Here is a 23,926-nt window from a genome sequence, read left to right as displayed (position 1 = left end):
ACATCGGGAGGTAAATATTATGAAAAAAATATTACTTGATGAGTTTTTGAGATTAAGAAAACTAATTCACCGTAATGCCAGACCGCTTGAATTTACAAAGTGGAAGTATTTATTTGAAAACGGGAGCTGCGAGGAATTCCTTTCAGTTCTGTCCAGTTACCAAAATGAGGATGGCGGTTTTGGTTACAACATCGAGTGCAACAATTGGAACCCTAATTCTTCTCCCTATACAATATGTATAGCGTTGGATTATTTGGACACGGCAGATGATTCTGTTAGCAGTATAAGAGATACAATTATTATGGGTATCATCAACTACCTTGATTCCGGTACATATTTGTTGGATGACGGCTGGGTGGGGATGCAAGGAATCCCTAGCAACAATGATTTCGCACATTTGCCATGGTTTCATTTCGACCCAAAGAAAGCCACGGAAGCTGATATTGGAGTAACAAAGAGACTTTCAGACTTTATACTTAAATATGCAGACGAAAACAGTGATATCTACCACAAAGCAGTGACTTTAAAAGACAAGTACAAGCTGTGTGGTCAAATCCTACTCAACGGCGTCCCCGATTATGACCCGGTATCGTTGGAAATGAAATCATTTGACCCTGTAACATGGCCGTTTTGGTTACCATTGCCCGTGTACTTTATGGGTTCGCCAAAAAGCAACCACTATCCAGAACTTAAACATGTTGCAGATATAAATCTGGATACAATTATTGACATACTGCTCAATACCACAGAAATTCAAATGGCAACTGATGAAGAATTAACCACATTTGAACATAATAACCCGCATCCGGATGGCAAACAATGGTGTGTCGCTGAACAAGCCATCGGTAATTATTATTGGGGTACTCATCATATTACCTCTGATTTGGATATCTTGAGGAAGTTTGATCGATTGGATTTCAACCTGCCTATCCAATCCCCCGCTCAGTCACGAGACAACACCGACAGCACCGTCTCCAGCACCACATTCACGCCCATCTCACAATCCTCATAGGAGGTGAGCTCTTCCTCGCAATGGCTTTTCCCGTTCACGCTTGGGACAAAGATCATCGCCGACGGCAGGAACCCGGCCACGAACTGGGCATCATGCCCCGCACCGCTCGCCAGCTTCCGGCTGCTGTAACCGAGCTTCTGCGCAGCCTGCTCCACTAGCGCACAGATCCCCGGATCAAACCATACCGTGTCGCGGCCCCACAGCTTCGTCTTCGACACGCTGCAATCCAACAGCTCCTCTGGCAGGCCGTGAATGACCGCCTCGACCTCCCGGACCACATCCATGTCCTTATGTCTCGCTTCCACGGTGAAGATTACCTTGTTCGGAATCACGGTATGGATGTTCGGCAGCACATTTATCCGTCCCATCGTATAGACCAGCTCAGGGTCCAGCACGGACAGCTTGCGGCGCAGCTCCGCAATAATATCCGTAGCGGCAAAAAGCGCATCCCGGCGCATATCCATCGGCGTAGTTCCGGCATGATCCGATTCCCCGGTCACTTCAATCTCATAGCAGGCCATGCCCACGACACAGTCAACAAGGCCGATCTTAACGTTCTCCTTCTCCAGCACAGGGCCCTGCTCGATATGCAGCTCCAGATAAGCCGCCGCTTCCCTGATCCGGTTCTCTGCATCGCCGGCATAGCCGCTGGCCTCCAGCGCCTCGCCGAAGCTGACGCCCTCCGCGTCCTTCTTCCCCAGCATGGCTGCCTTATCGAACTTGCCGGATAAGACGCCTGAGGCCATCATGGACGGCTCGAAGCGGGCACCTTCCTCATTGGTGAAGTTCATCACCGTGACAGGCAGCCGGGGCTTAATCCCGTGATCTACCAGGGTTCTCACGACCTCAAGGCCGGCAATCACCCCCAGTACACCGTCGAATCTGCCGCCCTTCTTCACGGTATCCAGATGTGAGCCCATCACTATCGGGGGGCCCTCTTCACTGCCAGCCAGAGTGGCATACATATTGCCCATATCATCCACCTTCACGGTCATGCCCAGCTCTTCGCAGCAGGCGGTGAAATAGCCGCGCACCCGCACATCCTGCTCCGACAGCGATAGCCGGGTAACTCCGTTATGGTCTGTCCGCCCGAAATCGGCAAAGGCCTCAATGGTATTCTTCAGCCGCTCACCGTTCACCAATAGTTGCTTCACCTGCATCGGCTTATTCCCCCCCGTTTCCGCTGATATGGAATCATTGCTATCCTTCTATGTTAACGAATTCCACCTGTTTGTCATTGTACATACTGTAAAAATTATAGGCTGGAGAATTTCCGTTATTTGCTGGCACCTGCGGGGAAGTCTGTTAGAATATGAGACATCAGGATTACATATTGCAGGGCGAGAGGGGTACAGAGCATGAATACTATTTTACGCAGCAGCCTGGCCGTGGCCGAGATCAGTTCACTCGGTGCTGAGCTGGTCAGCTTCAGAAGAACGGATACAGATACTGAATATATGTGGAACGGAGACGCCGCCTATTGGACAGGCCGTTCTCCGGTGTTGTTCCCGATGATCGGGGGAGCCGCAGGCGAAGTGGTCCGTGTAGATGGACAGACTTATCCGCTGGCCCGGCACGGCTTCGCCAGACGCAACGAATTCACGCTGGTGGAGGCAAGCGAGACGCAAGCGGTCTACCGGCTATCGCACAGCGAGGACACGCTGGCCAGCTACCCGTATCCATTCCATCTGTATCTCACCTATAATCTGAACGGCAGCACGCTGGACATCAGCTACCGGGTGGAGAATCCCGGTGAAGGGGAGATGTTCTTCCAGCTCGGCACCCATCCGGCCTTCAACTGCCCGATTGGCGGAGAAGGCCGCTTCACCGACTACTATCTTGAATTCGAACAGCCGGAGCGCCTGGAGCGCTTATTCCTGAATGAGAATGGCTTGATCACTCCGGGCCAGAACGAGGCCATGCTCGGCGCGGACAACAAGATGCCGCTGAACCACGAGATGTTTGCGCATGACGCCCTTGTGTTCCGCAATGTCCAGTCCCGATCGGTTGCCCTGAAAAGCAGACAGTCTGACCGGAGCGTAAGCGTCGCCTTCACGGGCTTCCCCGATCTCGGCATCTGGCAGCCGAAGAATGCACCGTTCGTGTGTATCGAGCCTTGGCATGGCGTGGCCGATCTCGAAGGCTTCACCGGCGATTTCCGGGAGAAGCAGAACGCCATCTCCCTGCCGCCGGGCGGCCAGTTTACCAGCGCGCTGGCGATTACGTTTAACTAAATTTCAGCAGGCGAAAGGCCACAGTCACCCCATGGTGCTGCGGTCTTTTTGCTGTGGAACAGCGGCTTCCCATCAGGCAGTTCACGCCCCTCCTCAAGCGATAAGTACACTTTAGTAGTATATACAACCTTTTGACCCGGATAGTAAGATTATCACAAATATAGTGACGCGTAGACCCGAATCAGAACCGGGAAAGGAAGTGACTGCTCGAGTGAAGCCAGAGATAAGTATTATTGTGCCTATCTACAACGTGGAACTGTACCTGAGGAAGTGTGTGGATTCGATATTGGCGCAGACCTTCCGCAATTTTGAATTGATTCTGGTCAATGACGGATCACCTGATAAGTGCGGCGAGATTTGCGAGTATTACAAGGAGCTGGACCCGCGTGTCGTCGTCATTCATAAGCAGAACGGCGGATTGTCCGATGCCCGCAACTATGGAATTGATGTGGCAGAGGGCCGGTATATCGGGTTCGTCGACAGCGATGACTGGATTGAACCGGACATGTACGAAGCCCTGTACGAACTCATCACCGCCCACAATGCAGATATCGCTGTATGCGGCCATTGCGAGGTACAGGATGATGTCAAGCTGGAAAAGTCCTTCACGCACCAGGTGCGTGTATACGATAATGCGCAAGCCATTGACAAGCTGCTTGAGGATACCGAGATCCAGAACCTTGCCTGGGATAAGCTGTACAAGGCTGAGCTGTTCAGCCAGGTGAGATATCCGGTCGGCCGGTATTTCGAGGACATTTTTACCACCTATAAATTATTCCTCCAGGCGAACAAGACCGTCTCGCTGGACTCCCCCAAATACCTGTATCTCAAGCGAAGCGACAGCATCACCGGAGCGATGAACAACCGGAAATATTACGACCGCTTCCGTGCGGCGCTGGAGATCTACGAGACGATTCAGGATAAAAACTATCCGGTCGCCAAAGAAATCTCGTTATCCCGGACCGTAACCGAAGGCATTGAGCTGTGCAACTTCCAGCTGATTACCGGCGAGACTGCAGTTAACAAGGAATATCTGGCCGAGCTGGGCGGGTTCCTGAGCAAGCATACCTCCGCGATCCTGCGCAACCGCATCATCCGCCGGGAGATGAAGACGGCAGCCCTGCTTATTCTAACCAGCTCCACGGTATACAAAATGCTGTATTATTCCAAACTCCGTTTGAAGGGAAGTAATATGATATGAGCCAAGCCCTTGAGAAGATCCTGCCGTTGTCTTTCCGCAATTATGTAAGCAATATTCCCGTCTATCAATATTATAAGGGCTATCTGAGCTACCGGAATGCATATAAAGACAAGACGAAAGCCATTTACGTCGTCGGCTCCCCTGAGCATGACAATCTGGGCGATCACGCCATTACTTATGCGCAGATGAATTTTTTGCGGAAAGCTTTTCCTGACTATACCCTGATTGAGATTGTCGCCAACCGGCTGATGCATAACATGAAGTGTCTGGAGGAATTCTGTTCGCCGGAGGATATTTTCGTGCTTCAGGGCGGAGGCAACTTCGGGATCGAGTATTTCCGCGAGGAAGAGGTACGCCGCAAGATTATCTCCGAGTTCCCAAATAACAAAATCATCGTCTTCCCGCAGACCATCTACTTCGGTGATACCGAGCTTGGCCGCGCGGAGTTCAAGAAGACACAGGACCTCTATGGCTCCCACAAGGACCTCACGCTGGTCGCCAGAGAGGCAACGTCGTACGAAATTATGAAAGCAGGTTTCAGAAACAACGCAGTGCTGTTAACGCCGGACATTGTAATGTCCCTCGACATCACTGATCCTCCTAAGGAGCGCCATGGTGCCCTTCTGTGCATTAGAGCGGATAAGGAGAGTATTTTCAGCGAGCAGGATAAAAAGGTCATCCAGGAGTACACCTCCAAGCACTACATCTCCACTACCTTCACGGATACCTGCATCCTCCGCCCTGTCTCCCTGGAAGACCGGGACCACGAGCTGAATACCTTATGGAATCAGTTCAAGGAGGCCGAGGTTGTGATTACGGACCGGCTGCACGGAATGATTTTTGCGGCGATTACGTCCACGCCTTGTATTGCACTGGGGAATTACAATTATAAGGTCGTAGGCAGCTACGAATGGATCAAGCATCTGGGTTATGTGAAATTCACGAACGATGTGAAGCACATCCCGGCATTGCTGGAAGAACTGAAAACAATCGAACGCCCCCGGTACAACAATGAATTCTCGGCCCAGCATTACAGCCAGATCATTGAATCCATGGCAAGCAGCAGCGCTGAAGAACCTGCTTCGTCTATCGTTACCGCTTAAGATAAGCACAAGACACTCTCTGTAGCGAGGAAGCGATCTGTTTGAAAACCAATATAAAACTTGCTGCAATCATAACCTATGCTTCGGTATTTCTAGGCGTTATTATCTCCCTGGGCTCGACGCCGTTCATTGTGTCGACCCTGGGGAAATCCGAATATGGATTATTCGCACTGGTGAACTCTATCATCGCCTATATCGTCCTGCTGGATCTGGGCTTCGGCAGCGCGGTCATCCGCTTCAATGCGAAATACATCTCTGAGAATGACTCCGCAGGCCAGCGCAATATTAACGGAATGTTCCTGCTGCTCTTCTCAGCCATCGGACTCCTCTCCTTACTTGCCAGTGTGATTCTGGTGTTCAATTTCGATTCGATCTTCAGCAGCCTCGATGCAGCTGAGCTCGGCATTCTGAAGACCATATTCATCATTGCTGCCATCAATGTGGCTGTCTCGTTCCCGCTGAATATCTTCAGCTCGATCATTACGGCCTATGAGCGGTTCGTCTATCTCAAAATCATCAACCTGATCCGCGTGGTCCTGTCTCCGGCCATGATGGTGCTGGTCCTGCTGTTCGACTTCAGATCGACAGGAATGGTTACCGTTGCGCTTGTGCTGAACCTGGCGATCGGCGTGATTAACGTGGTCTTTTGCCGGACCAAGCTGAACTTGAAGGTCAGATTCCACGGCTTCGATACCAAGCTGTTCAAAGAGATCTTCAGCTATTCGTCGTATATCTTATTGTCTTCGATCGCCTTCCAGATCTATACGAATGCCGATCCGCTGATCATCGGGATGTTCCTCGGGGCTACGCCTATCGCCATCTTCGCCATCGCCGCCCAGCTCAACACGTATATTCTCAATTTCTCCAATGTGCTGGCCAGCTTCTACCTGCCGAAGCTCACCAAGATGATCGTCAAGGGTGCAGATCAGGCGGCCTTAATGCTGGAGCTGGTCAAAATAGGCAGAATCCAGGCGCTGATCGTAGGCTATATCGTCTCGGGCTTCGTATTATTCGGACAGAGCTTCATTCTGATCTGGCTCGGGCAGGATTACAAATATGCGTACACGGTTGCGCTGATCATTATCATTCCCCAGATCACATCGATTGTGCAATCCCTGTTCGCCACCATGCTGGAAGCGATGAATATGCACCGTGTGAAGGCCTTCATCTATTTCTCTGTCGCTATTCTGAAGGTGGTCTTAACCTTCTGGTTCATCCGGATCTGGGGGATTACAGGCTGCGCCATTGCTACTGCTATCGGGATGATCATCAATGTATGCCTGAATAATGTGTACTACAAGTATAAATTGAAGTTCGATATCCTTCATTTCTGGCTGCAGATCATCCGCGTCTTCATTCCGGTGGTGCTGCTGTCCGGTGTGTGCGGGTTCCTGCTTAGCTTCGTGAGCATCACTTCTTACGTGTACCTGGGCATGTATGTCATCCTGTACTCCCTCATCTATGTGCTTACTATGTGGCTGTTCGGACTGAACGGGGCAGAGAAGCAGATGGTGGCCGGACCCGTGAGAAAAATGGCTCTGCGGAGCCAGGCCTAGTCTGCATCCTTCAAGAAGAAAGATAAGGAATTTTTATTGCGCGATGCCTATAAATTCTTATTCTTTGAACCCAGGCGCTGCCTTTCGCTGTTCCTGCTTCCACCTGTACTGCAATCAGCAAACAAGCCTCTGCGGGCTTCCGCAGAGGCTTGTTACTTATCTATCAGAGTCAGAGCTGCTTCAGCCGCTCATCCAGCAGCCGGAATGCCTGCCTCAGCGCCGCCCCCGAGACGCCGCCGTAGACATCGCCTATGTTCAGCTCGTAGTAGCAGGCGTTCTCACCCGTTGGCTTGAGCCGCGGTGTCAGGCCAATGCCGGTCTCGTTATAGATCCCAATCAATACAGGAGCAAGCTGCTCCTGAGACAACGCGAAATGGATGTGGAACATATTCGAGACCGGAACCTCCGGCAGCGTGGATACCTTATCACAGCTGTTGAATAAGGCCGCCAGCTCCTTGGCCTGTTCATAGTATTCTGACATCCGGCTGATGCGCTGCTGGTAATAATACCGGGCCGGGACAATATAGGGATAGAGACTGATCAGATCGCCCCCGTGGCGGCGCTTCCAGATCTTCGACTCCTCCGTGAACTCCCTGCTTCCGGCTAAGATCGCTCCGGCAATCCCGCCGATCCCCTTGTACAGGGAGACATACACGCTATCGAACAGCGCGCAGACCTCAGCGGCCGTCTTGCCGTAGTAAGGCAGCACCTCGAACAGCCGCGCCCCGTCCAGATGGAGCCTGATTCCCTGCTCCCGGCAATACACCGATATTGCTTCCAGCTCCGTATACTCCGGCAGCTGTCCGCCGATCTCCCGCTGCGGCAGCTCCAGCAGCAGACAGGCAATCCCCGGTCCCATCCCCTTCACATCCTCCAGGGTAATCAGGCGGCCGGCACCGCCCAGCAGTAGCGGCTCCAGATGATGCAGCTCCTTCAGGCCGTCCTGCTCATGAATCTCCAGATGGCATAGCGGGTGATACGCGACCCTTTTGCTGCCCTCACGGTCACTCCAGATCCGCAGAGCAATCTGCTGGGCCATCGTGCCGCTGGGGAAGAACACGCTGCATTCTTTGCCCAGCACCTCTGCCATCTCCGCCTGAAACTCCTCAATCACCGTCCCTGTCCCGTACATGTCCGCAGCGAGGCTGTCCTCTACACTAGCCAGTGCCCTCTTGAGTACGGCTGCGTCCCGTCCGCCATGGCCAGCAAGCTGCACCTGCGTCCTGCCGAACGCCTCCATCAAAGCATTCTCCTGGTTCATTTTGTTATCCTAGCCCCCTTCTCCGTAGCATCCGAACGGAATGAATCCTTGAAATTATATCATTCCCCTACAAAATAACCGAATGTTTTGAATATTCACATGATATTCCTCTCCAGCAAGGTGAAATAAGTTGACCGCTGTGCTACAATATTGGAATTGCAAAGGCAATTGCTTAGGGAGGTTTATACATTCACCATGCTTATTATTGGTATCGCCGGCGGGACCGGCTCCGGCAAGACAACGGTAGCACGCTCCGTGATTGACCGTCTTGGCTCAGACAAAGTAACATTCATATCCCAGGATAACTACTATAAAGACCATTCTTACCTCAGCATGGCTGAACGCGGTGCGATTAACTACGACCACCCGCTGGCCTTTGACACGGAACTGCTGATCGAGCATCTGGATTGTCTCAAAGCGGGACAAGCCGCCTTCGCTCCCGTGTATGACTTCACGGTTCATGCCCGTTCCACCGAAAAAACGGTGAGGCTGGCCCCGAACAACATCGTCATTCTGGAAGGGCTGCATGTGCTGTCCGACGAGAAGCTGCGCGAGCAGCTCAACATCAAGGTGTTCGTGGACACCGATCCCGATGTACGCATCCTGCGCCGGGTGCTGCGGGATATCGAGGAACGCGGGCGGACCATCCGTTCGATCCATACGCAATACCTCACCACGGTGAAGCCGATGCACGAGGCGTTCATCGAGCCCTCTAAGAAATACGCCGACCTGATCATCCCGGAAGGCGGACAGAATCAGGTCGGGATCGAGCTGCTGTCGGTACTGACCGAAAAGTATCTGTCCGGCGATCACCAATGGAACTGAATGAAGCCGCCTATCCGCTGATAGGGGTGCAAGGACCGTCCGGCGGGCCGGACGGTTCTTTGCTGTTTCGGGGAGTATAATGTAATCGGAAAACCGATTACATTGGGCACCGCGAGGACGGCCGCAGGTGATCTGATCCAGAAATCGCGCCACAAAAGTCATATTACCTGACATAAAAATCATGTTCACACTATAATTTTCATCATTTTCAGCAAATACATCAATCCATTTGTTATATTTCCTGACTGATAGCGCTTTATAAACAAAATAAAGGATTGATTATTTGGGTTTCATCCACTATGATTAGTTCAATGGCAGGCATTAAAGTTAAAGCGATTTAACTTTAATTTGTTTATTGTATTGTCCACTTTAATTAATTTAGCAAGTTACAACTTTTATTTATCACTAAAGTTAAAGCGCTTATACTTTAAGGAAGAAAGGCTGGTGTGTCCGTGATTAAGAGTGAGACCCGGCGGCAGACGTTCTACATGTATCTGTTCATTTCCCCATGGCTGGTCGGCTTCCTGATCTTCGCCTTGTACCCGATCCTGTCATCGCTGTATTACAGCTTCACCGACTATGACATCATTCATCCGCCCCAATTCATCGGCCTCGCCAACTATACGGAGATGTTCCACAATGAGCTGTTCTGGCGTTCCGTGACAGTCACCTTAAGGTACACCTTCATCAGTGTGCCGGTACAGCTGCTGCTTGGCCTGGGCTTCGCCCTGCTGCTGCATCAGACTCTTCCCTGGCGCGGCTTCTTCCGGACAGCGATGTATTTCCCCAGCATGGTCTCGGGCGTGGCTATGTCACTCCTCTGGTATTGGATCTTCAATCCGCAGATCGGCCTCTTCAACTATATGCTCTCCTGGTTCGGCATTCACGGCCCGGCCTGGCTGATGAATCCCGATACGGCGCTGTATGCGCTAATCATCATGTCCTTCTGGACAGCAGGTTCGGGCATGATTCTCTTCCTCGCCGGTCTGCAAGGCGTCCCGGCCAGCCTGATCGAAGCCGCCAATCTGGATGGCGCAGGGCGCTTCCGCATTTTCCTGAATATTACGCTGCCGATGATCTCGCCTGTCCTGCTGTTCCAGCTGATTATGGGTCTGATCGACTCCTTCCAGGTCTTCACGCAGGCCTTCGTCATGACGCAGGGCGGCCCCAATTATTCCACCTGGTTCTACGTCTACAATCTGTATACCAGCGCCTTCAAGGAATACCGTGCCGGATACTCCTCCGCGCTTGCCTGGGTGCTGCTGATTGTCGTCATGCTGTTCACGGCGGTCATTATGAGGCTGTCTCGCCGTTATGTCCATTATGAAGGAGGCAGCCGCCGATGAGTACTGTTAAGGCCACCCGTCCGCTTGGTCCGCCCTCCCGGCTGCGCCGGAGATTCAAGCCCGTTAAGCTTGTCAGCTTCATCACGCTGCTCCTTACAACGTTCCTCATGCTGCTGCCGCTGTTCTTCATGGTCTCCACCTCGCTGAAGTCGAAACGGGAGATGCTGAAATTCCCGCCGACCTTTCTGCCGGAGAGCTGGGCCTGGAGCAATTATACGGATATTTTTGAGACTCTGCAGTTCGGCACATTGTACAAAAACAGCCTGATCATCGCTGGCTTCTCCGTATTCGGCACCCTGCTCTCTTCGGCTCTGGTCGCTTACGGGTTCGCCAGATACCGGGGACGCGGCAACAACTTCTGGTTCATCCTGCTGCTGAGCACGATGATGCTGCCTTATCCAGCCATTATGATTCCTCAGTTCGTGCTGTTCTCTCAGATACAGTGGATTGACACCTTCCTTCCGCTGATCGTTCCCGCCTTCTTCGGCTCAGCGTATAACATCTTCCTGCTGCGGCAGTTCTTCTCCACGCTGCCTGAGGAGCTGTTCGACGCCGGACGGATGGACGGCTGCAGCGAGCTGAGGATGTGGCGGACCATCGCGCTGCCGTTGTCGGCGCCGGCGCTGGCGACGGTTGCGATCTTTGCTTTTATCTATAGCTGGAATGATCTGTTGACCCCTGTACTCTATTTAAGCTCGTCGGACAAATTCACGCTTCCCGTCGGCATGGCCTCCCTCACCTCATCGCGCTTCCGCATTCCGCCGTGGCATCTGCTGATGGTCGCTTCGGTACTGGCTATGGTTCCAATCGTCACCCTGTTCGCCATCGCCCAGAAGCAGTTCGTAGAAGGCATTGTACTGACGGGCATCAAGTAATCCCGGGTTACAACACTTGAAATCAGGAGGGATTAGACAATGAAGAATATGATGAAAAGCAAGAGGTATGCGCTGCTGCTGGCAACAGCTCTGACAGTATCATCAGTCCTGGCAGGCTGCGGCGGGGGCAAATCGGCAGGCAATGTGGCTGCTAGTGACAGCGGAGCCGGGAATACCGGCGATCCGGGGAAGCAAGTGACGATATCCCACTATACTATTGATTCCGAGGACCGGACTTTTATCGAGAAGCTGATCCCGGATTTCGAGAAAGCGCATCCGAACATCAAGGTCAAGGTAGAGAAGGCACCCTATGAGCAGTTCGACAGCAAGCTGCAGACACTGATTGCCGGAGGTAATTCCCCGGATGTGACGAGCCATTACGGATACGGCGGTTTTGCAGAATACTATAACAAGGATATGCTGCTGGATCTGACGGACCTCATTAAGGAAGACGGCTTCAAGGCGCAGGACTACAACATTCCTGAGAATCTGATGAAAATCTATACCGTAAACGGTCATACCTACGGCATACCGGTCAATATGTATGTCACCTTGATGCTCTACAACAAGGATATGTTCGATGCCGCAGGCGTCTCCTACCCGCCGAGCGATTATGAAGATAAGAGCTGGACGTTTGACCATATGGTGGAAGATGCCAAGAAGATGACGATTGTCTCGGACGATATTGCCAAAACACAGTACGGCGTAGACTTCACCTGGGCGGAACGGGATATGCGGCCGCTGTACTTCGGGGCAGAGCCTTACTCTGAGGATACCTGGACCAACGGCGGTGTTCCTTCCGAGACACATTTCGATTCACCGGAGGTCATTGCCGCGTACCAGAAGCTGTTCGACCTTGTATTCAAGGAGAAGGTATCCCCGACCTCCGAATGGAGTAAAAGCGTAGCCGGACAGAACGGCGACCCGTTCGTCGCAGGCAAAATCGGCATGTCCATCGGCGGCTCCTGGAACCTGGCCGGGGCTAACGACTTCCCGTTCAAGATTGGCGTAGCCGCCGTGCCTTGGGGAGGCAACGACAAGGTGCGCAGCACGCTGTTCGTCGATCCGCTGCTGATTCTGAAGGACTCGAAGCATCCGAAGGAGGCTTTTGAATGGATCAAATACCTGATGACCACCGAGGTCCAGGAGAAGTCCATCGAGCTGAGCGGAGGCAATCCGCCTGTGAATACTGAAGCGGCTGAGGTGTACTATAAGCATTTTGACGGGATTGATCCGGGGGATGTGAAGAAGGTCTATGAAGGCGCGGTCAAATACGGCTACGAATCCTACAACCATCTGATTACCAACTACTCGCAGATCAACGATATGTTCATCAATGAGCTGCAGCCGGTCGAGACCGGGCACAAGACCCTGGAAGAGGTGATGCCGGTGATTCAGAAAAAGGTTTCGGAGATCATCAAGAGGTAGCGGCCCGGCGATGGTTATATGTTTAGCGGAACCCCGGTGCGGCCTGTATACTGGAGATAGAACAAGTGGAAACGACTTTGCCGTCCTTTTAAAGGACGGTACCGTTTCAGCGAGAAATAGAAGGATAAGTTATCGTGTGAAACATATAAATTCTTATATTTTATAAGCACCGGCAAATCCGCCGCAAGGAGCGCTTGGGATGAAAGTGAGTATTTTTGATGTAGCCAAAAAATCAGGGCTGTCCGTGGTTACCGTATCGCGGGTATTAAACGGAGCAACGTCTGTGCGGGAGAACAACCGCCAGAAGGTGCTCGACGCGATCAAGGAGCTCGATTACCGCCCCAATGCAGCAGCCCGCAGTCTGGCCAGCGGCAAGACCGGCATTATCGGCCTGATCGTAACGACCCTGCAGGACTCCTTTTTCGATGCAGTGGTCAAGGAGCTGAATGAGACGCTGGCCCTGCACGGGTATTATCTGGCCATCTCCGTGTCGGATGGCATCGGCTCCGGGGAGAGCCACTATCTGATCCAGGAAGACCGGGTGGACGGACTCATCCTGCTCTCCCCGATCAATGAGGACAATTATATTATCGAGCTGAAGCGGCGGGGCATTCCCTATGTGCTAATCGACAATCAGCTGCCGGAGAATGACAGCTACTCGATCACCATCGACAATTTCAAAGGCGGGTATGCCGCAGCCTGCCACCTGCTGGAGCTGGGGCATACCTCCATCGCCCATCTCTGCGGGCAGGAGATGTTCCGCAGTACGCGGGAGCGTCGCGCGGGCTTCCTGCAAGCGCTACAGGAGCAGGGCCTCGCCCCGTTCGAGATGGTTCACGGGGAATTCGAAATCGCCATGGGCTATGATACCGCGCAGTGCTGGCTTGCGGAGGGCAAGCTGCCGGGGGCCGTATTCGCCGGAGATGACAATATTGCCCTCGGGGTGATCAATGCCCTGATGGAGGCGGGCGTACAGGTGCCGGAGGAGGTTGCTGTAGTCGGCTACGATGACCACTATATCGCCTCCCAGCTCCACCCGCATCTGACCACTGTGCGCCAGCCGGCGGACAAGATCGGAGTCGCCGCCGCCGACATGCTGCTGCGCCGGATCAGCGGGGAGATGAAGCGCGGCTCCAATATCCGGATTGATCCGGAGCTGATCGTGCGGGAATCGACGAAGACAAAATTTTAGGAGTGACAAATCATTGGCTTATTACATGGGAATCGACGGGGGCGGCAGCAAAACCTACGCCCTCATATGCGATGAACAAGGCCGCATCCTCGGCAAAGGCCGGAGCGGCAACGGCAATCATCAGACCAGCGTGCAGCAGGCGGAAGCAAGCATCCGCGAAGCGGCCTCTCTAGCGCTGGCCGAAGCCGGGCTCCGGCTGGATCAGCTCCGCCATGCCTACCTCGGGCTGGCCGGGGCGGACCGCCAGACCGATTATAACATCCTGCATCCGCTGATCCGCCGGATCGGCTTCACGCAGTACACGATCAGCGGTGACCCGATGATCGGCCTGCGGGCGGGGACAGACCGCCCCTACGGCGTGGCCCTGATCTGCGGCACCGGCACCAATGCAGCGGGCCTGAATCCTGAGGGCCGCCACTTCCAATGCGGCGGCTTCGATTATATGTACGGCGATTTCGGCGGCGGTGGTGCGCTGAACATCGAGGTGTTCCGCACGGTCATCCGGGCCTGGGACGGCCGCGAGGCTCCTACGCTGCTGACGCAGCCGCTCCTCAGGCTGCTTGGCTATGAGCAGGTGGAAGACATGTACGACGACTTCCTGGATCACGGGAAGCAGGTGCCGCTGGATGCGGCCCGCCTGCTGTTCCCGGCAGCGGCTGAGGGCGATACCGCCGCGCTGGCGATCTTGAACCGCCAAGGCGTAGAGCTGGGCAAGGCCGCGGCGGCCGTCATTCATCGTCTCGGTATGGAGAACGATGAATTTGATGTGGTCCTGGCCGGAAGCCTGCTGACCCGGGGCGACCGGGGCTGGATTCGCGGTCCGATCGAGCAAGCGGTACACGAAGCGGCACCGGGGGCGGCGGTGGTCACACTGTCCACCGAGCCTGTGGTCGGCGCTCTCTGGTCGGCGCTGGAGCGGGACGGGATCACCATCAGCCAGGATATGTATGAGAGGATGCGTACTTACAAGGAATTTGAGCTTATTCCAACGATCATCACCAGACAGGAGTGATTCATCTTGACAGCGAACCAAGGTCTTAAGATTGCCGTCATCGGCGGAGGTTCTTCCTACACCCCCGAACTGGTAGAAGGCTTCATCTTGCATCATAAGGAGCTTCCTGTCCGGGAGCTGTGGCTCGTAGACATTGAGGCTGGCCTGCATAAGCTGAACATCGTGGGCGCTCTGGCGAAGCGCATGGTGGAGAAGTCCGGCCTGCCGATCGAGGTCCATCTGACAACCGACCGCCGCGAGGCCATTGCCGGGGCAGACTTCGTCAGCACCCAGATCCGCGTCGGGATGCTGGATGCCCGTGCCCGTGACGAAGCGATTCCGCTGAAGTACGGCGTCATCGGCCAGGAGACGACCGGCCCCGGCGGCATGTTGAAGGCGCTGCGCACCATCCCGGTCATTCTCGGCATCTGCCGGGATATCGAGGAGCTGGCACCGGACGCCTGGCTGCTCAACTTCACCAATCCCGCAGGCATGGTCACCGAAGCCGTGCTGCGGTACTCCAAGGTGAAGAGCATCGGCCTGTGCAATGCTCCGATTGGCCTGATTAAGCAAGTATCGGCCAAGTATGACACTGCCCCGGACCGGATCTACGCCGAGTTCGTCGGCCTGAACCACCTGCACTGGATTACCCGCATTGATGTGGAGGGTGAAGACAAGCTGCAAGAGATGCTGGAGGATACCGCTGGCTACAGCGCGAAGAATGTTCCGGCACGCGAATGGAACCCCGAGTTCCTGCAATCGCTGCACGCCTTGCCTTCGTATTATCTGAAGTACTTCTACATGACCGATGCAATGCTTGCAGAACAGCAGGAAGCCGCAGCACAAGGCGGGAACCGCGCCGAAGTCGTCAAGCGTGTGGAGGAGGAGCTGTTCGCCATCTACAGCGACCTTACGCTGGATGAGAAGCCGAAGCAGCTGGAGCAGCGCGGCGGAGCCTTTTATTCCGAAGCGGCCGTGAACCTGATGCGCTCACTCTATAGCGGCACCAATGACATTCAGACGTTGAATGTGGCCAACCGGGGCATTCTGGACTTCCTGCCGGACGATGCCAGCATCGAGGTCAACTGTGTCGTGACTAAGACTGGCCCCCTCCCGCTGCCGCTGACCAAGATTCCGCCGATGGCCACAGGACTGATCCACGCCGTGAAAACCTATGAGCAGCTAGCCATCGACGCCGCTGTCACCGGAGACCGCAGCCTGGCGATCCAGGCGTTAGCCCATCACCCGCTCGTCCCTTCTGTGGAAGTAGCCATCGCCATGCTGGATGAGATGCTGGAAGCGAATAGGGAGTATCTGCCGGCCTTTTTCGGAGAAGCGGCTGCCCCTGCACCTGTCTTATAATTTCCTTCTTCTGATAAAAAAGCCTGTGCCAACCACAGTTCACTCTGCGGCCGCACAGGCTCTTCTCTTATTTCTTTATGGTATAACGGTAGGTTTCGCCCTCAATCTCGAAATCCGCATATAGCGGCTTGCCGCTCGACTTCACTTCATCAGGAACCTCGGCCAGGAACACCAGCGTACCATACTTCAGCGGTCCAATCGTCGAGATATTGGTATAGGTGAATTCTTCACCACCGTTCTTCTCCATCGTCGCGAAGGTGCTATACACATATTTGTTGTCATATGTAACCTCCACATCCGCTACTCCACCCGCATTGATGGCTTGGCCTGCCAGATTTTTCACCTTCAAGGTGATCGCCAGATAGGTTGTCCCCGGTTCCTTGGCTTCATAGTAGGTGTAGTATGAACCCGGATTCGACGGATAAACTATTTTGCTGAATGATGTCTTGGTAATAGTATATTCACCCGTATCATCAATCCTGAGTGGCGTGCCCTTTACGATCCGCTTGTATTCATCGCCGGAATCAGCGGCTGCCGGGCTGTCTCCGGTACTTAGAAGTTCAGCCGTGCCGCCTTCCTCTTTCGCTGTCACAGGCCTCACAACAAGATCCTTCTTCAGCGCTTCATTCTCTTCCTTTAAAAACTTATTCTCCTTCTTCAGCTCACTAATCTCTGCCTTCAGCTTCTCCGTGAGCTCTCTGCCAGCGCCTGCACTGCCCGAAGAACAGCCGGTTACGGTTACCGCAAGCATAGCAGCAGCAAGCCAGAGACTCCCTGAATGGATTTTCATAACACACTCCAATATCTGTATTTCAACCTTCATTTATTATAAGACAGACTCTGTGTCAAAAGATAGAAAGATATGTAGCATCCCTCACAGCTATTGTCGAATGAAACATCGGATGCGAGCCGTAGTCGTCATCCCCTGTGCTGCTTGCGGTACTGGAGGGGAGAACGCCCTGTAATCGCCTTGAATACCCTCCCGAAATGCGCTATGCTCTCAAATCCCGTCTCCGCTGCCACCCGGGTGATCGGCCACTTCGTCTGTGTGAGCAGCGCCTTCGCCTCACGGATGCGGACAATATTCAGGTATTCAATGATGGTGAAGCCTGTCGTTTGCTTAAAAATCCGGCACAGATACGTTGCGCTGATGAAGAACCGCTCGGCAATGCCCACAAGGCTCAGACGCCCGCTGTAATGGTTGTCCAGATATTCGATGATGCTGTACACCCTGCGCTGCCCCTCGCTCTGCTCCGGGGAGACCAAGGCGGGCTTCGCCCCCCGTATCCGCTCCAGCGTAATCAGCAGTTGCAGCAGTAGCGTCCTTGTATATTCAGTGCTCCAGCGCAGACCCTCTTTCTGTTCCTCCTGCATCGCCTGGAACAGCTCTGTGATGACTCCCTGTTCATGCGCCGTGGGCCGTAGCAGGAAGCTCTCCCCTTCGAACACATTCATCCAGTCTGCCCCGGGTGCCACCGGCCCCAGATAGGCATCATTGAAGCTGATCAGGACCCGCTCATGCGGAAGACGGCTTCCGCCGGTTGTGCGGTGCAGGTGATTTTTGTTAATAAACACGAGGTCTCCGGCCTCCAGCGCGTACATGCGGTTGCGGATATAGTAGTGCCGCTGGCCGGACAGCAGATAATATATTTCGTAGAAATCATGGAAATGGTCAGTATCCATATTGAAATGCCCGATGCGCTTCAGCTGCTCAATCTGGAAAATAGGTTCCACCCTGCACCAAGCCCCCTGCCAGGATAAGATATGCACACTTTGGAGTAAAAGAGACTAAATACCGTTCACTTTCTGCATTTTCTATACTATAAAATAGAATCAAATCCAAGTAAATGGAGTGATCCCCTTGTCCAAAAAGAAATATGCACTTGTCGGCACCGGCGGCCGGGCTGAATTTTTCTACGGCGCTCTTGTTACCGCTTACAACGAAACCTCCGAGCTGGTGGCCTTCTGTGATGTCAATCAGACACGGATGAATTTCGCCAATCATATGCTTACAGGCAAATACGATTACCACGAGGTGCCTACGTACAAGGCCAAGGATTTCGACCGGATGATCACCGAGACCCGGCCCGACTTCGTGCTGGTGACTACGATTGACCGGACGCATCACAAGTATATCATCCGCGCGATGGAGCTGGGCTGTGATGTCATTTCCGAGAAGCCGATGACAATTGATGAGGAGAAATGCCGGGAGATCTTCGATGCGATCGAGCGCACCGGCAAGAATCTGCGGGTAACCTTCAACTACCGCTACGCGCCGCATAACACGAAGATCCGTGAGGTCATTATGGACGGCGTGCTGGGCGAAATTCTGTCCGTGAACTTCGAATGGCTGCTGAATACCCAGCATGGAGCGGACTATTTCCGCAGATGGCACCGCGACAAGCGGAACAGCGGCGGCCTCTTGGTGCACAAATCGACACATCACTTTGACCTGATGAACTTCTGGCTGGGGTCACAGCCGGACACCGTTTTCGCCATGGGCGACCTGCGCTTCTACGGCAGAGAGAATGCCGAGAAACGGGGCATCACCGAGTTCTACCAGCGTGCCTACGGCAGCAAGGCTGCCGAGAACGACCCGTTCGCGCTACATTTGGACCGTAACGAACATCTGAAGAGCATGTACCTGGATGCTGAACACGAGGACGGGTACCAGCGCGACCAGAGTGTATTCGGGGACAATATCAGCATCGAGGATACCATGAATGTCATGGTCAAATACAAGAACAAGACCGTCATGAACTATTCGCTTAACGCATATATGCCGTGGGAGGGCTTCATCATCGTGTTCAACGGCACACAGGGACGGATGGAAGTCCGGATTACCGAGCAATCCTACGTCAATTCCGGCGGCAAAAAAGAAAACGAAGGCGCGCTGGAAGGCGTCAGCATTATGATCTATCCGCACTTCAAGGAGCCTTACCGCGTAGAGTTCGAGAGCAGCAGCGGTGGACACGGCGGCGGTGATCCGGTCCTGCTGAGCGATATTTTTGACAAAAAGCAGGAAGACCGCTTTAACCGCGCAGCTTCACACGAGGACGGCGCGATGTCGATTATGACTGGCATTGCCGCTAACCGCTCCATGAAGACCGGCCAGCCGGTGCGGATTGCTGACATCTGGCGGGGGTAATTCTAGCGCGTGGTCTCGCAGCAGCTATGAACCCGACAATGAAGAAGCCCCCTTTCCACCACTTGGATGTGGGGAAAGGGGGCTGTTTAATTGTCTACTTGGAGCCAGGCACATTGTATTCGGTTTCTTGCATACATTCTGCGTGTCGCAGCAAAAAAAAGACCCTTCATTTAAGAAGGGCCTTCGCTTGCATTACGGTTAAAAGCATTATGCGGTCAAGAGGACTCGAACCTCCACGATATTGCTACCACTGGCACCTGAAGCCAGCGCGTCTGCCAATTCCGCCATGACCGCAAAGAAAACATTCAATGCAACGCAAGAAGTAATATATCATGAATTCTTCAGAAGAACAAGTCTTTTTTATTTATCAGAGTTAAGGAGGAGAATAGCCGCATTGTGAAGGGGTTAACTGGCGCATTACAGCTTGCCTCAACTTACGGTTGATTTTGTTATACCGCGTACCCTACTCCAGTATATGGGTTATTTTGAGAGCTGATATTATAATAGCCTTACGACGTCGGAATCCACTATAGGAGTTGTATCGCGCATGATCGTTAGCGAGAAAGTTGGTAAACGGATTGCTACCCTCCGCAAAATAAAAGGCTTGTCCCAGGAACAATTAGCGGAACTGCTCCATGTGAGCGCCCAGGCGGTATCCAAATGGGAGACCGGCAAGTCTCTGCCGGAGACGGCCACCCTTCCCCTGCTGTCCGCCACATTGAATCACTCTATTGACAGCATCCTGCTGCCCCAGGAGCTTGTGGTGCTCTCGGCAATCTATACGGATGGACAGCAGGAGCTGGATGTTACCCAGCTTGTGAACCAGTTCGTAGCTTCAGACCGATTAAGCTTAATCCCCGGGGAGCACCTCTTTCCCCACTCCTGGAATGACAGCCGCCTGAAGCTGCTGCTTGTTACCTATGAGACCCCTGACGGTATGTATTCGACCTTTGTGCTGAAGGACCAGCTGCTTACGATAGATATCCATTCGAACGGGTATGTATCAAGCAGTAATGAGCTGAAGATTATTGCTGCACATTATGGGGATGAACAGGCATACCGCAGCGTTGCGGACAAAATGAAGCATTACGAGCATTTCCGCTGGACTCAGTTCACCGCCACACATGAGCTGTTTCCCAGTCTGGTCGACTGCGGCGGTCAAGACTACCTGCTGCTGGTCTACCTGAATGCCGAAGGTATTCATGCCGTAAGCTGCGCGGAAGGCGAACAGATTCATTACAGCAGGGACCGCAGTTATCTCTATCAGACCCGTTCCTCCCGGGATGAATGCATTATTGAAGGGCTTCCGCGACTGGGCTTCGGACGGGGGCAGGATTGCTCCTGGGCAGGAGCCATGATGCTCGCTCTTACCGCCAGAGACATAGAGACCACGTATGAGCAGGTGATGGGCTATTCGGGAGCCTGCTGGAGAGTGGCTTTTGAACCGGTATGGGACTTCAGTGCTGCGGATGCCCTTGTCGTCTATGACTATTCTATCCCCGCCTGCAAGGCTTATGGACTAAGCGCCCACCAGGCCAACCGGTTAGAGCCGCAGCAGCGCACAGCCGAGAAGCTGGCGATTCTGGAGGATATCCGCCAAGGCAGACTGCCCCTTGCCATTAACCTCAGGGTAGCGCCGGAGTGGGGAGTCATTACAGGATATCTGGCGGAGGGGGATGTGCTGTTGTGCCGCAGTTATTTTGACGATGAAACCTTCAGTGAGCTTGAAGCTGATCCTGAATTCCAGGCTCATATGAGGATAAGCCAAGGGTATCTCCATGTGGATCAATGGCCTTACCGGATCATCCGGTTGGGCGAGCAGACGGCGGTCCCTTCTGCCTTGGAGAATCTGTATGCCTCGCTTCATATTAAGCTGGAATCGATGCAGCCTGAGACCATAGCCAGTAACAGCACTTATGCTGTAGGATACAAAGCGCTGGAGCTATGGAGAGAGGGGCTCCTGGATCATCCATGGTATGCCGCAGCGGACGAAGAAACCTTCAGCCGCAGGTTATCCGTTAATCACTTCTGCATGATGGCCCTGGCAGATGCCCGCCGCTGCGCCGCCGCCTACTTAAGTGACTCTCTGACGCTGGTGCATGACCCGCAACAACAAGCTGCCTTAGCGGAGATGACTGAGATCTACGGAGAGATGGCTGGTCTGCTGGATAGATACTATAAGGAGATGTCCGACCCGGCAGTTCTCCGCACAACCGGCACTGCCCCGAGAGCCAACTGGACGACCCGGCAGCGTGAGCAGCAGGCAGAGCTTCTGGCGAAGGTTGCTTCGCTGGAGCATCAGGGAGATACTCTTGCGCAAACGGTGCTGAGCCTAACTTATTAGTGTATTGATGTATAACGGCTCTAGTGCCGGGTTTGGCCTGACGTAGAATTGTTGTGCAACAGGCAGCAGCTTAAGCAGAAGCGCCGGACGCTTTTGCTTAAGCCAGACTGCTGTTCGGAGTTAGTCTAATTTACGGACCGGCCGCAGCACCGCATACCCGTAACCCTCAGGGAAATGCCGCTGATAATCCTGTTTCTCCTCTTCGTCCCACATATAGCCCATAACCGCAGGATCATAATTCCAGGCCACTTCCTCAACAATACGCATCACCTGCCCATTATCCTGCAAGTAATCAAAGGGCGGATGAAAAAAGACCAGATACTCCGATTCCGGGATATCGAGGCACTCCATACCCTCCGGAACCGCCCCGTCGTAGTCAGCCGCGACAAGGATACCATATAGATATCCTTTGCACCCCTCCTGATAGAACCAGCCTGCCGTTTGGCCCAGTTGGCCAGGCAGCGTATGGTGCGACATACTCTCCAGAGTTCCGGAGACCTCATCGCAGTCATGCCCATTCTCCCAGAATCCTCCGTAATTGTTAGAGCCGATATCGCGGATGCCAATAAACTTATGCGCCGGTATCAACTCAAGCTTAATCTCCGCTTCCTGCAAATGCACCTGTCTCATTCTATCCCGCTCCCTGATCAGATAATGATAAGGAGTGAACACCTCGGCACGAATAGCCAGCGGGATCGGCTGTGGAGCTATGCGGTAGGCATGGGGAGTGAGCTTGAAGGCTCTGAGAAAGGCCCGTGCGAACGCCTCCTGGGAGGAAAACCCAAACTTCACGGCAATATCCAGAATGCGCGCATCCGTGTCCCTAAGCTCCAGTGCCGCCCGGCCAATTCGGCGCTGCCAGACATAATCCCGCAGCGTCATACCGGTCAGAGCATGAAATTGCCTGGTGCAGTAATACGGCGAATACCCCAGCTGCTCAGACATCTTCAGCAGGGTAGGCGAAGACGAGAGATCCTCCTCCACCCAGTCAATCATGCGCTGAACCATCTCATTCCATTCGTACATTGTTGTTCTCCTCCTTTCATTGCTGATTTTAGCAGAGGCCTAGAGTGTAGATATGACTTGAGTTGTGGTGCCTTTAATCCTATTTGTATCTTCAGAATTTGTATATTTTCAGAACCCGCCCCCAATAAGGATATGCTTCATGACACGGTCCATGGTGAACCCGTTCTTGTCGTAGAAGCGGATGGCAGCTGTATTCTCTTCGCCGACAACCAAGCTGATACCCGAATAACCCAGCCCTTTGTACTTCTCTGCCAGACAGGCAATCAGTTGCCTGCCTATGCCCCGGCTTCTCTCTTCGGGCCGAATACATAGGTACTCCAGATGAAGGGTGCCGGTCCGTGCATTTCTTCTAACAATTATGTATCCGGTGAACCGGCCCTCATTAAGGACAGCTTGAACGTCATATTCACTGTTGCTGCTGTCTTCTATCTCTGCAGTAATCTCCTCCGGGGTAAGAATTGCGCCTTGAAATTGCTGATTATGCAGATCGAGAATCTCCCCGGTCCACCTGGAGGCAGGCTCTGTGACGGGCAGAATAGACAAGCCAGGGTGCATGCGGCGGATGTTGTCAGGCGCTGATGCTATAGCGATCGAGTAGTGGTAATGCGTGTTCACCTTCTCAGCCCGATAGCGGGCAACATATTCAATGAGCGCAGTATTATCACCGCTAATAAAAAGATGGACGTACCTTATAGCTCCAGCTTGAGCAGTCTCACTCAGGTAGTTGAATAAGCGCTGAAGCTCTTCTTCAGGGTGCGCTGAATAATAAGGGCCCCATACCTCAATATCCTCTTGCCCGCCCCCAACATCATAGATGTCCAGGATAATCGCGCCAGTAATACGTTCTCCTTCATACAGCACCAGACTTGCTTCCTCCATACCATCACTAAGGTCATGCATAACATCCTCCAGCGTACTGCCTACATACCCGCACTGCTGGTCTCCTGCATTACGGGCGCAGATGAACGCCGCTAACTTCCCGATATCAGTCAAACGGTTCTCCCCCCTAATCATAGATTCAC

20 protein-coding genes and 1 tRNA gene are annotated in these 23,926 nt (G+C 53.4%); 14 read left to right on the top strand and 7 right to left on the bottom strand.

Annotated features, from left to right (window positions below):
* Positions 1–19 precede the first annotated feature (19 nt).
* Positions 20–1,012 carry a hypothetical protein gene (locus NYE24_RS21695; protein ID WP_342476642.1) on the top strand — a complete coding sequence of 331 codons (993 nt, stop codon included), beginning with the start codon at positions 20–22 and terminating at the stop codon, positions 1,010–1,012.
* On the opposite strand, the gene NYE24_RS21690 is transcribed toward NYE24_RS21695, so the two are convergent.
* Positions 943–2,172, bottom strand: coding sequence for a Zn-dependent hydrolase (locus NYE24_RS21690; protein WP_342476641.1), 1,230 nt, complete (start codon positions 2,170–2,172; stop codon positions 943–945). The genes NYE24_RS21695 and NYE24_RS21690 overlap by 70 nt on opposite strands.
* 198 nt (positions 2,173–2,370) lie before the next feature.
* Here NYE24_RS21690 and NYE24_RS21685 point away from each other — a divergent pair, with 198 nt between their 5' ends.
* The 4 genes from NYE24_RS21685 to NYE24_RS21670 all read left to right on the top strand — a co-directional run bounded on the left by NYE24_RS21685 (position 2,371) and on the right by NYE24_RS21670 (position 7,106).
* Positions 2,371–3,246, top strand: a complete 876-nt coding sequence (locus tag NYE24_RS21685) for an aldose 1-epimerase family protein (RefSeq protein WP_342476640.1) — start codon at positions 2,371–2,373, stop codon at positions 3,244–3,246.
* Positions 3,247–3,457: 211 nt separating this feature from the next.
* Complete coding sequence (locus NYE24_RS21680) at positions 3,458–4,447, top strand: glycosyltransferase (protein ID WP_036691276.1); 990 nt, start codon at positions 3,458–3,460, stop codon at positions 4,445–4,447.
* Positions 4,444–5,550 carry a polysaccharide pyruvyl transferase family protein gene (locus NYE24_RS21675; RefSeq protein WP_342476639.1) on the top strand — a complete coding sequence of 369 codons (1,107 nt, stop codon included), beginning with the start codon at positions 4,444–4,446 and terminating at the stop codon, positions 5,548–5,550. Before NYE24_RS21680 ends, NYE24_RS21675 begins: the two co-directional genes overlap by 4 nt.
* A gap of 41 nt (positions 5,551–5,591) precedes the next feature.
* A complete protein-coding gene (locus NYE24_RS21670; RefSeq protein ID WP_342476638.1) occupies positions 5,592–7,106 on the top strand; it encodes an oligosaccharide flippase family protein in 1,515 nt (504 codons plus the stop codon).
* 169 nt (positions 7,107–7,275) lie between these two features.
* On the opposite strand, the gene NYE24_RS21665 is transcribed toward NYE24_RS21670, so the two are convergent.
* A complete protein-coding gene (locus tag NYE24_RS21665) occupies positions 7,276–8,367 on the bottom strand; it encodes a beta-eliminating lyase-related protein (protein WP_342476637.1) in 1,092 nt (363 codons plus the stop codon).
* A gap of 195 nt (positions 8,368–8,562) precedes the next feature.
* Between NYE24_RS21665 and udk the strand changes: the two genes are divergently transcribed.
* From udk to NYE24_RS21630, 7 genes are all read left to right on the top strand, one after another.
* Positions 8,563–9,192, top strand: a complete 630-nt coding sequence (udk, locus tag NYE24_RS21660) for a uridine kinase (protein ID WP_036691281.1) — start codon at positions 8,563–8,565, stop codon at positions 9,190–9,192.
* A gap of 446 nt (positions 9,193–9,638) precedes the next feature.
* Positions 9,639–10,538 carry a sugar ABC transporter permease gene (locus tag NYE24_RS21655; RefSeq protein ID WP_342476636.1) on the top strand — a complete coding sequence of 300 codons (900 nt, stop codon included), beginning with the start codon at positions 9,639–9,641 and terminating at the stop codon, positions 10,536–10,538.
* Positions 10,535–11,413: a carbohydrate ABC transporter permease gene (locus NYE24_RS21650; RefSeq protein WP_342476635.1), complete on the top strand. Its 879-nt coding sequence runs from the start codon at positions 10,535–10,537 to the stop codon at positions 11,411–11,413. Before NYE24_RS21655 ends, NYE24_RS21650 begins: the two co-directional genes overlap by 4 nt.
* Positions 11,414–11,452: 39 nt before the next feature.
* On the top strand, positions 11,453–12,841 hold the full coding sequence (locus NYE24_RS21645; RefSeq protein WP_342476634.1) for a sugar ABC transporter substrate-binding protein: 1,389 nt from the start codon (positions 11,453–11,455) through the stop codon (positions 12,839–12,841).
* A 199-nt stretch (positions 12,842–13,040) separates the two neighbouring features.
* The gene (locus NYE24_RS21640) at positions 13,041–14,033 is read left to right on the top strand and encodes a LacI family DNA-binding transcriptional regulator (RefSeq protein WP_342476633.1); all 993 of its coding nucleotides are present in this window, start codon (positions 13,041–13,043) and stop codon (positions 14,031–14,033) included.
* A 13-nt stretch (positions 14,034–14,046) separates the two neighbouring features.
* On the top strand, positions 14,047–15,045 hold the full coding sequence (locus NYE24_RS21635) for a BadF/BadG/BcrA/BcrD ATPase family protein (protein ID WP_342476632.1): 999 nt from the start codon (positions 14,047–14,049) through the stop codon (positions 15,043–15,045).
* Positions 15,046–15,051: 6 nt separating this feature from the next.
* Entirely contained in the window at positions 15,052–16,386 is a 1,335-nt protein-coding gene (locus NYE24_RS21630; protein ID WP_342476631.1) for a 6-phospho-beta-glucosidase, read from the top strand.
* 67 nt (positions 16,387–16,453) lie between these two features.
* On the opposite strand, the gene NYE24_RS21625 is transcribed toward NYE24_RS21630, so the two are convergent.
* Together NYE24_RS21625 and NYE24_RS21620 are read right to left on the bottom strand one after the other, a co-directional pair.
* Complete coding sequence (locus tag NYE24_RS21625) at positions 16,454–17,176, bottom strand: bZIP transcription factor (protein WP_051493197.1); 723 nt, start codon at positions 17,174–17,176, stop codon at positions 16,454–16,456.
* Positions 17,177–17,304: 128 nt separating this feature from the next.
* Positions 17,305–18,120: an AraC family transcriptional regulator gene (locus NYE24_RS21620; RefSeq protein WP_342476630.1), complete on the bottom strand. Its 816-nt coding sequence runs from the start codon at positions 18,118–18,120 to the stop codon at positions 17,305–17,307.
* A 127-nt stretch (positions 18,121–18,247) separates the two neighbouring features.
* Between NYE24_RS21620 and NYE24_RS21615 the strand changes: the two genes are divergently transcribed.
* Complete coding sequence (locus tag NYE24_RS21615; RefSeq protein WP_342476629.1) at positions 18,248–19,534, top strand: Gfo/Idh/MocA family oxidoreductase; 1,287 nt, start codon at positions 18,248–18,250, stop codon at positions 19,532–19,534.
* 210 nt (positions 19,535–19,744) lie between these two features.
* Here the strand turns inward: NYE24_RS21615 and NYE24_RS21610 are convergent.
* Positions 19,745–19,828: transfer RNA gene (locus NYE24_RS21610), tRNA-Leu, on the bottom strand.
* Positions 19,829–20,081: 253 nt separating this feature from the next.
* Between NYE24_RS21610 and NYE24_RS21605 the strand changes: the two genes are divergently transcribed.
* Positions 20,082–21,878 (top strand): helix-turn-helix transcriptional regulator, encoded by a 1,797-nt coding sequence (locus NYE24_RS21605; protein WP_342476628.1) that lies wholly within the window; start codon positions 20,082–20,084, stop codon positions 21,876–21,878.
* Positions 21,879–21,998: 120 nt separating this feature from the next.
* Here NYE24_RS21605 and NYE24_RS21600 read toward each other — a convergent pair whose 3' ends face one another.
* Together NYE24_RS21600 and NYE24_RS21595 are read right to left on the bottom strand one after the other, a co-directional pair.
* On the bottom strand, positions 21,999–22,904 hold the full coding sequence (locus NYE24_RS21600; protein ID WP_036691294.1) for an AraC family transcriptional regulator: 906 nt from the start codon (positions 22,902–22,904) through the stop codon (positions 21,999–22,001).
* A gap of 108 nt (positions 22,905–23,012) precedes the next feature.
* Entirely contained in the window at positions 23,013–23,897 is an 885-nt protein-coding gene (locus NYE24_RS21595; RefSeq protein ID WP_076155738.1) for a GNAT family N-acetyltransferase, read from the bottom strand.
* Between the last annotated feature and the right edge of the window lie 29 nt (positions 23,898–23,926).

The organism is Paenibacillus sp. FSL H7-0350, from assembly GCF_038593195.1.
Taxonomy (GTDB): domain Bacteria; phylum Bacillota; class Bacilli; order Paenibacillales; family Paenibacillaceae; genus Paenibacillus_AQ.
The sequence above is the reverse complement of the archived record's forward strand: the minus strand, read 5'-3'. Positions and strand labels throughout refer to the sequence as shown.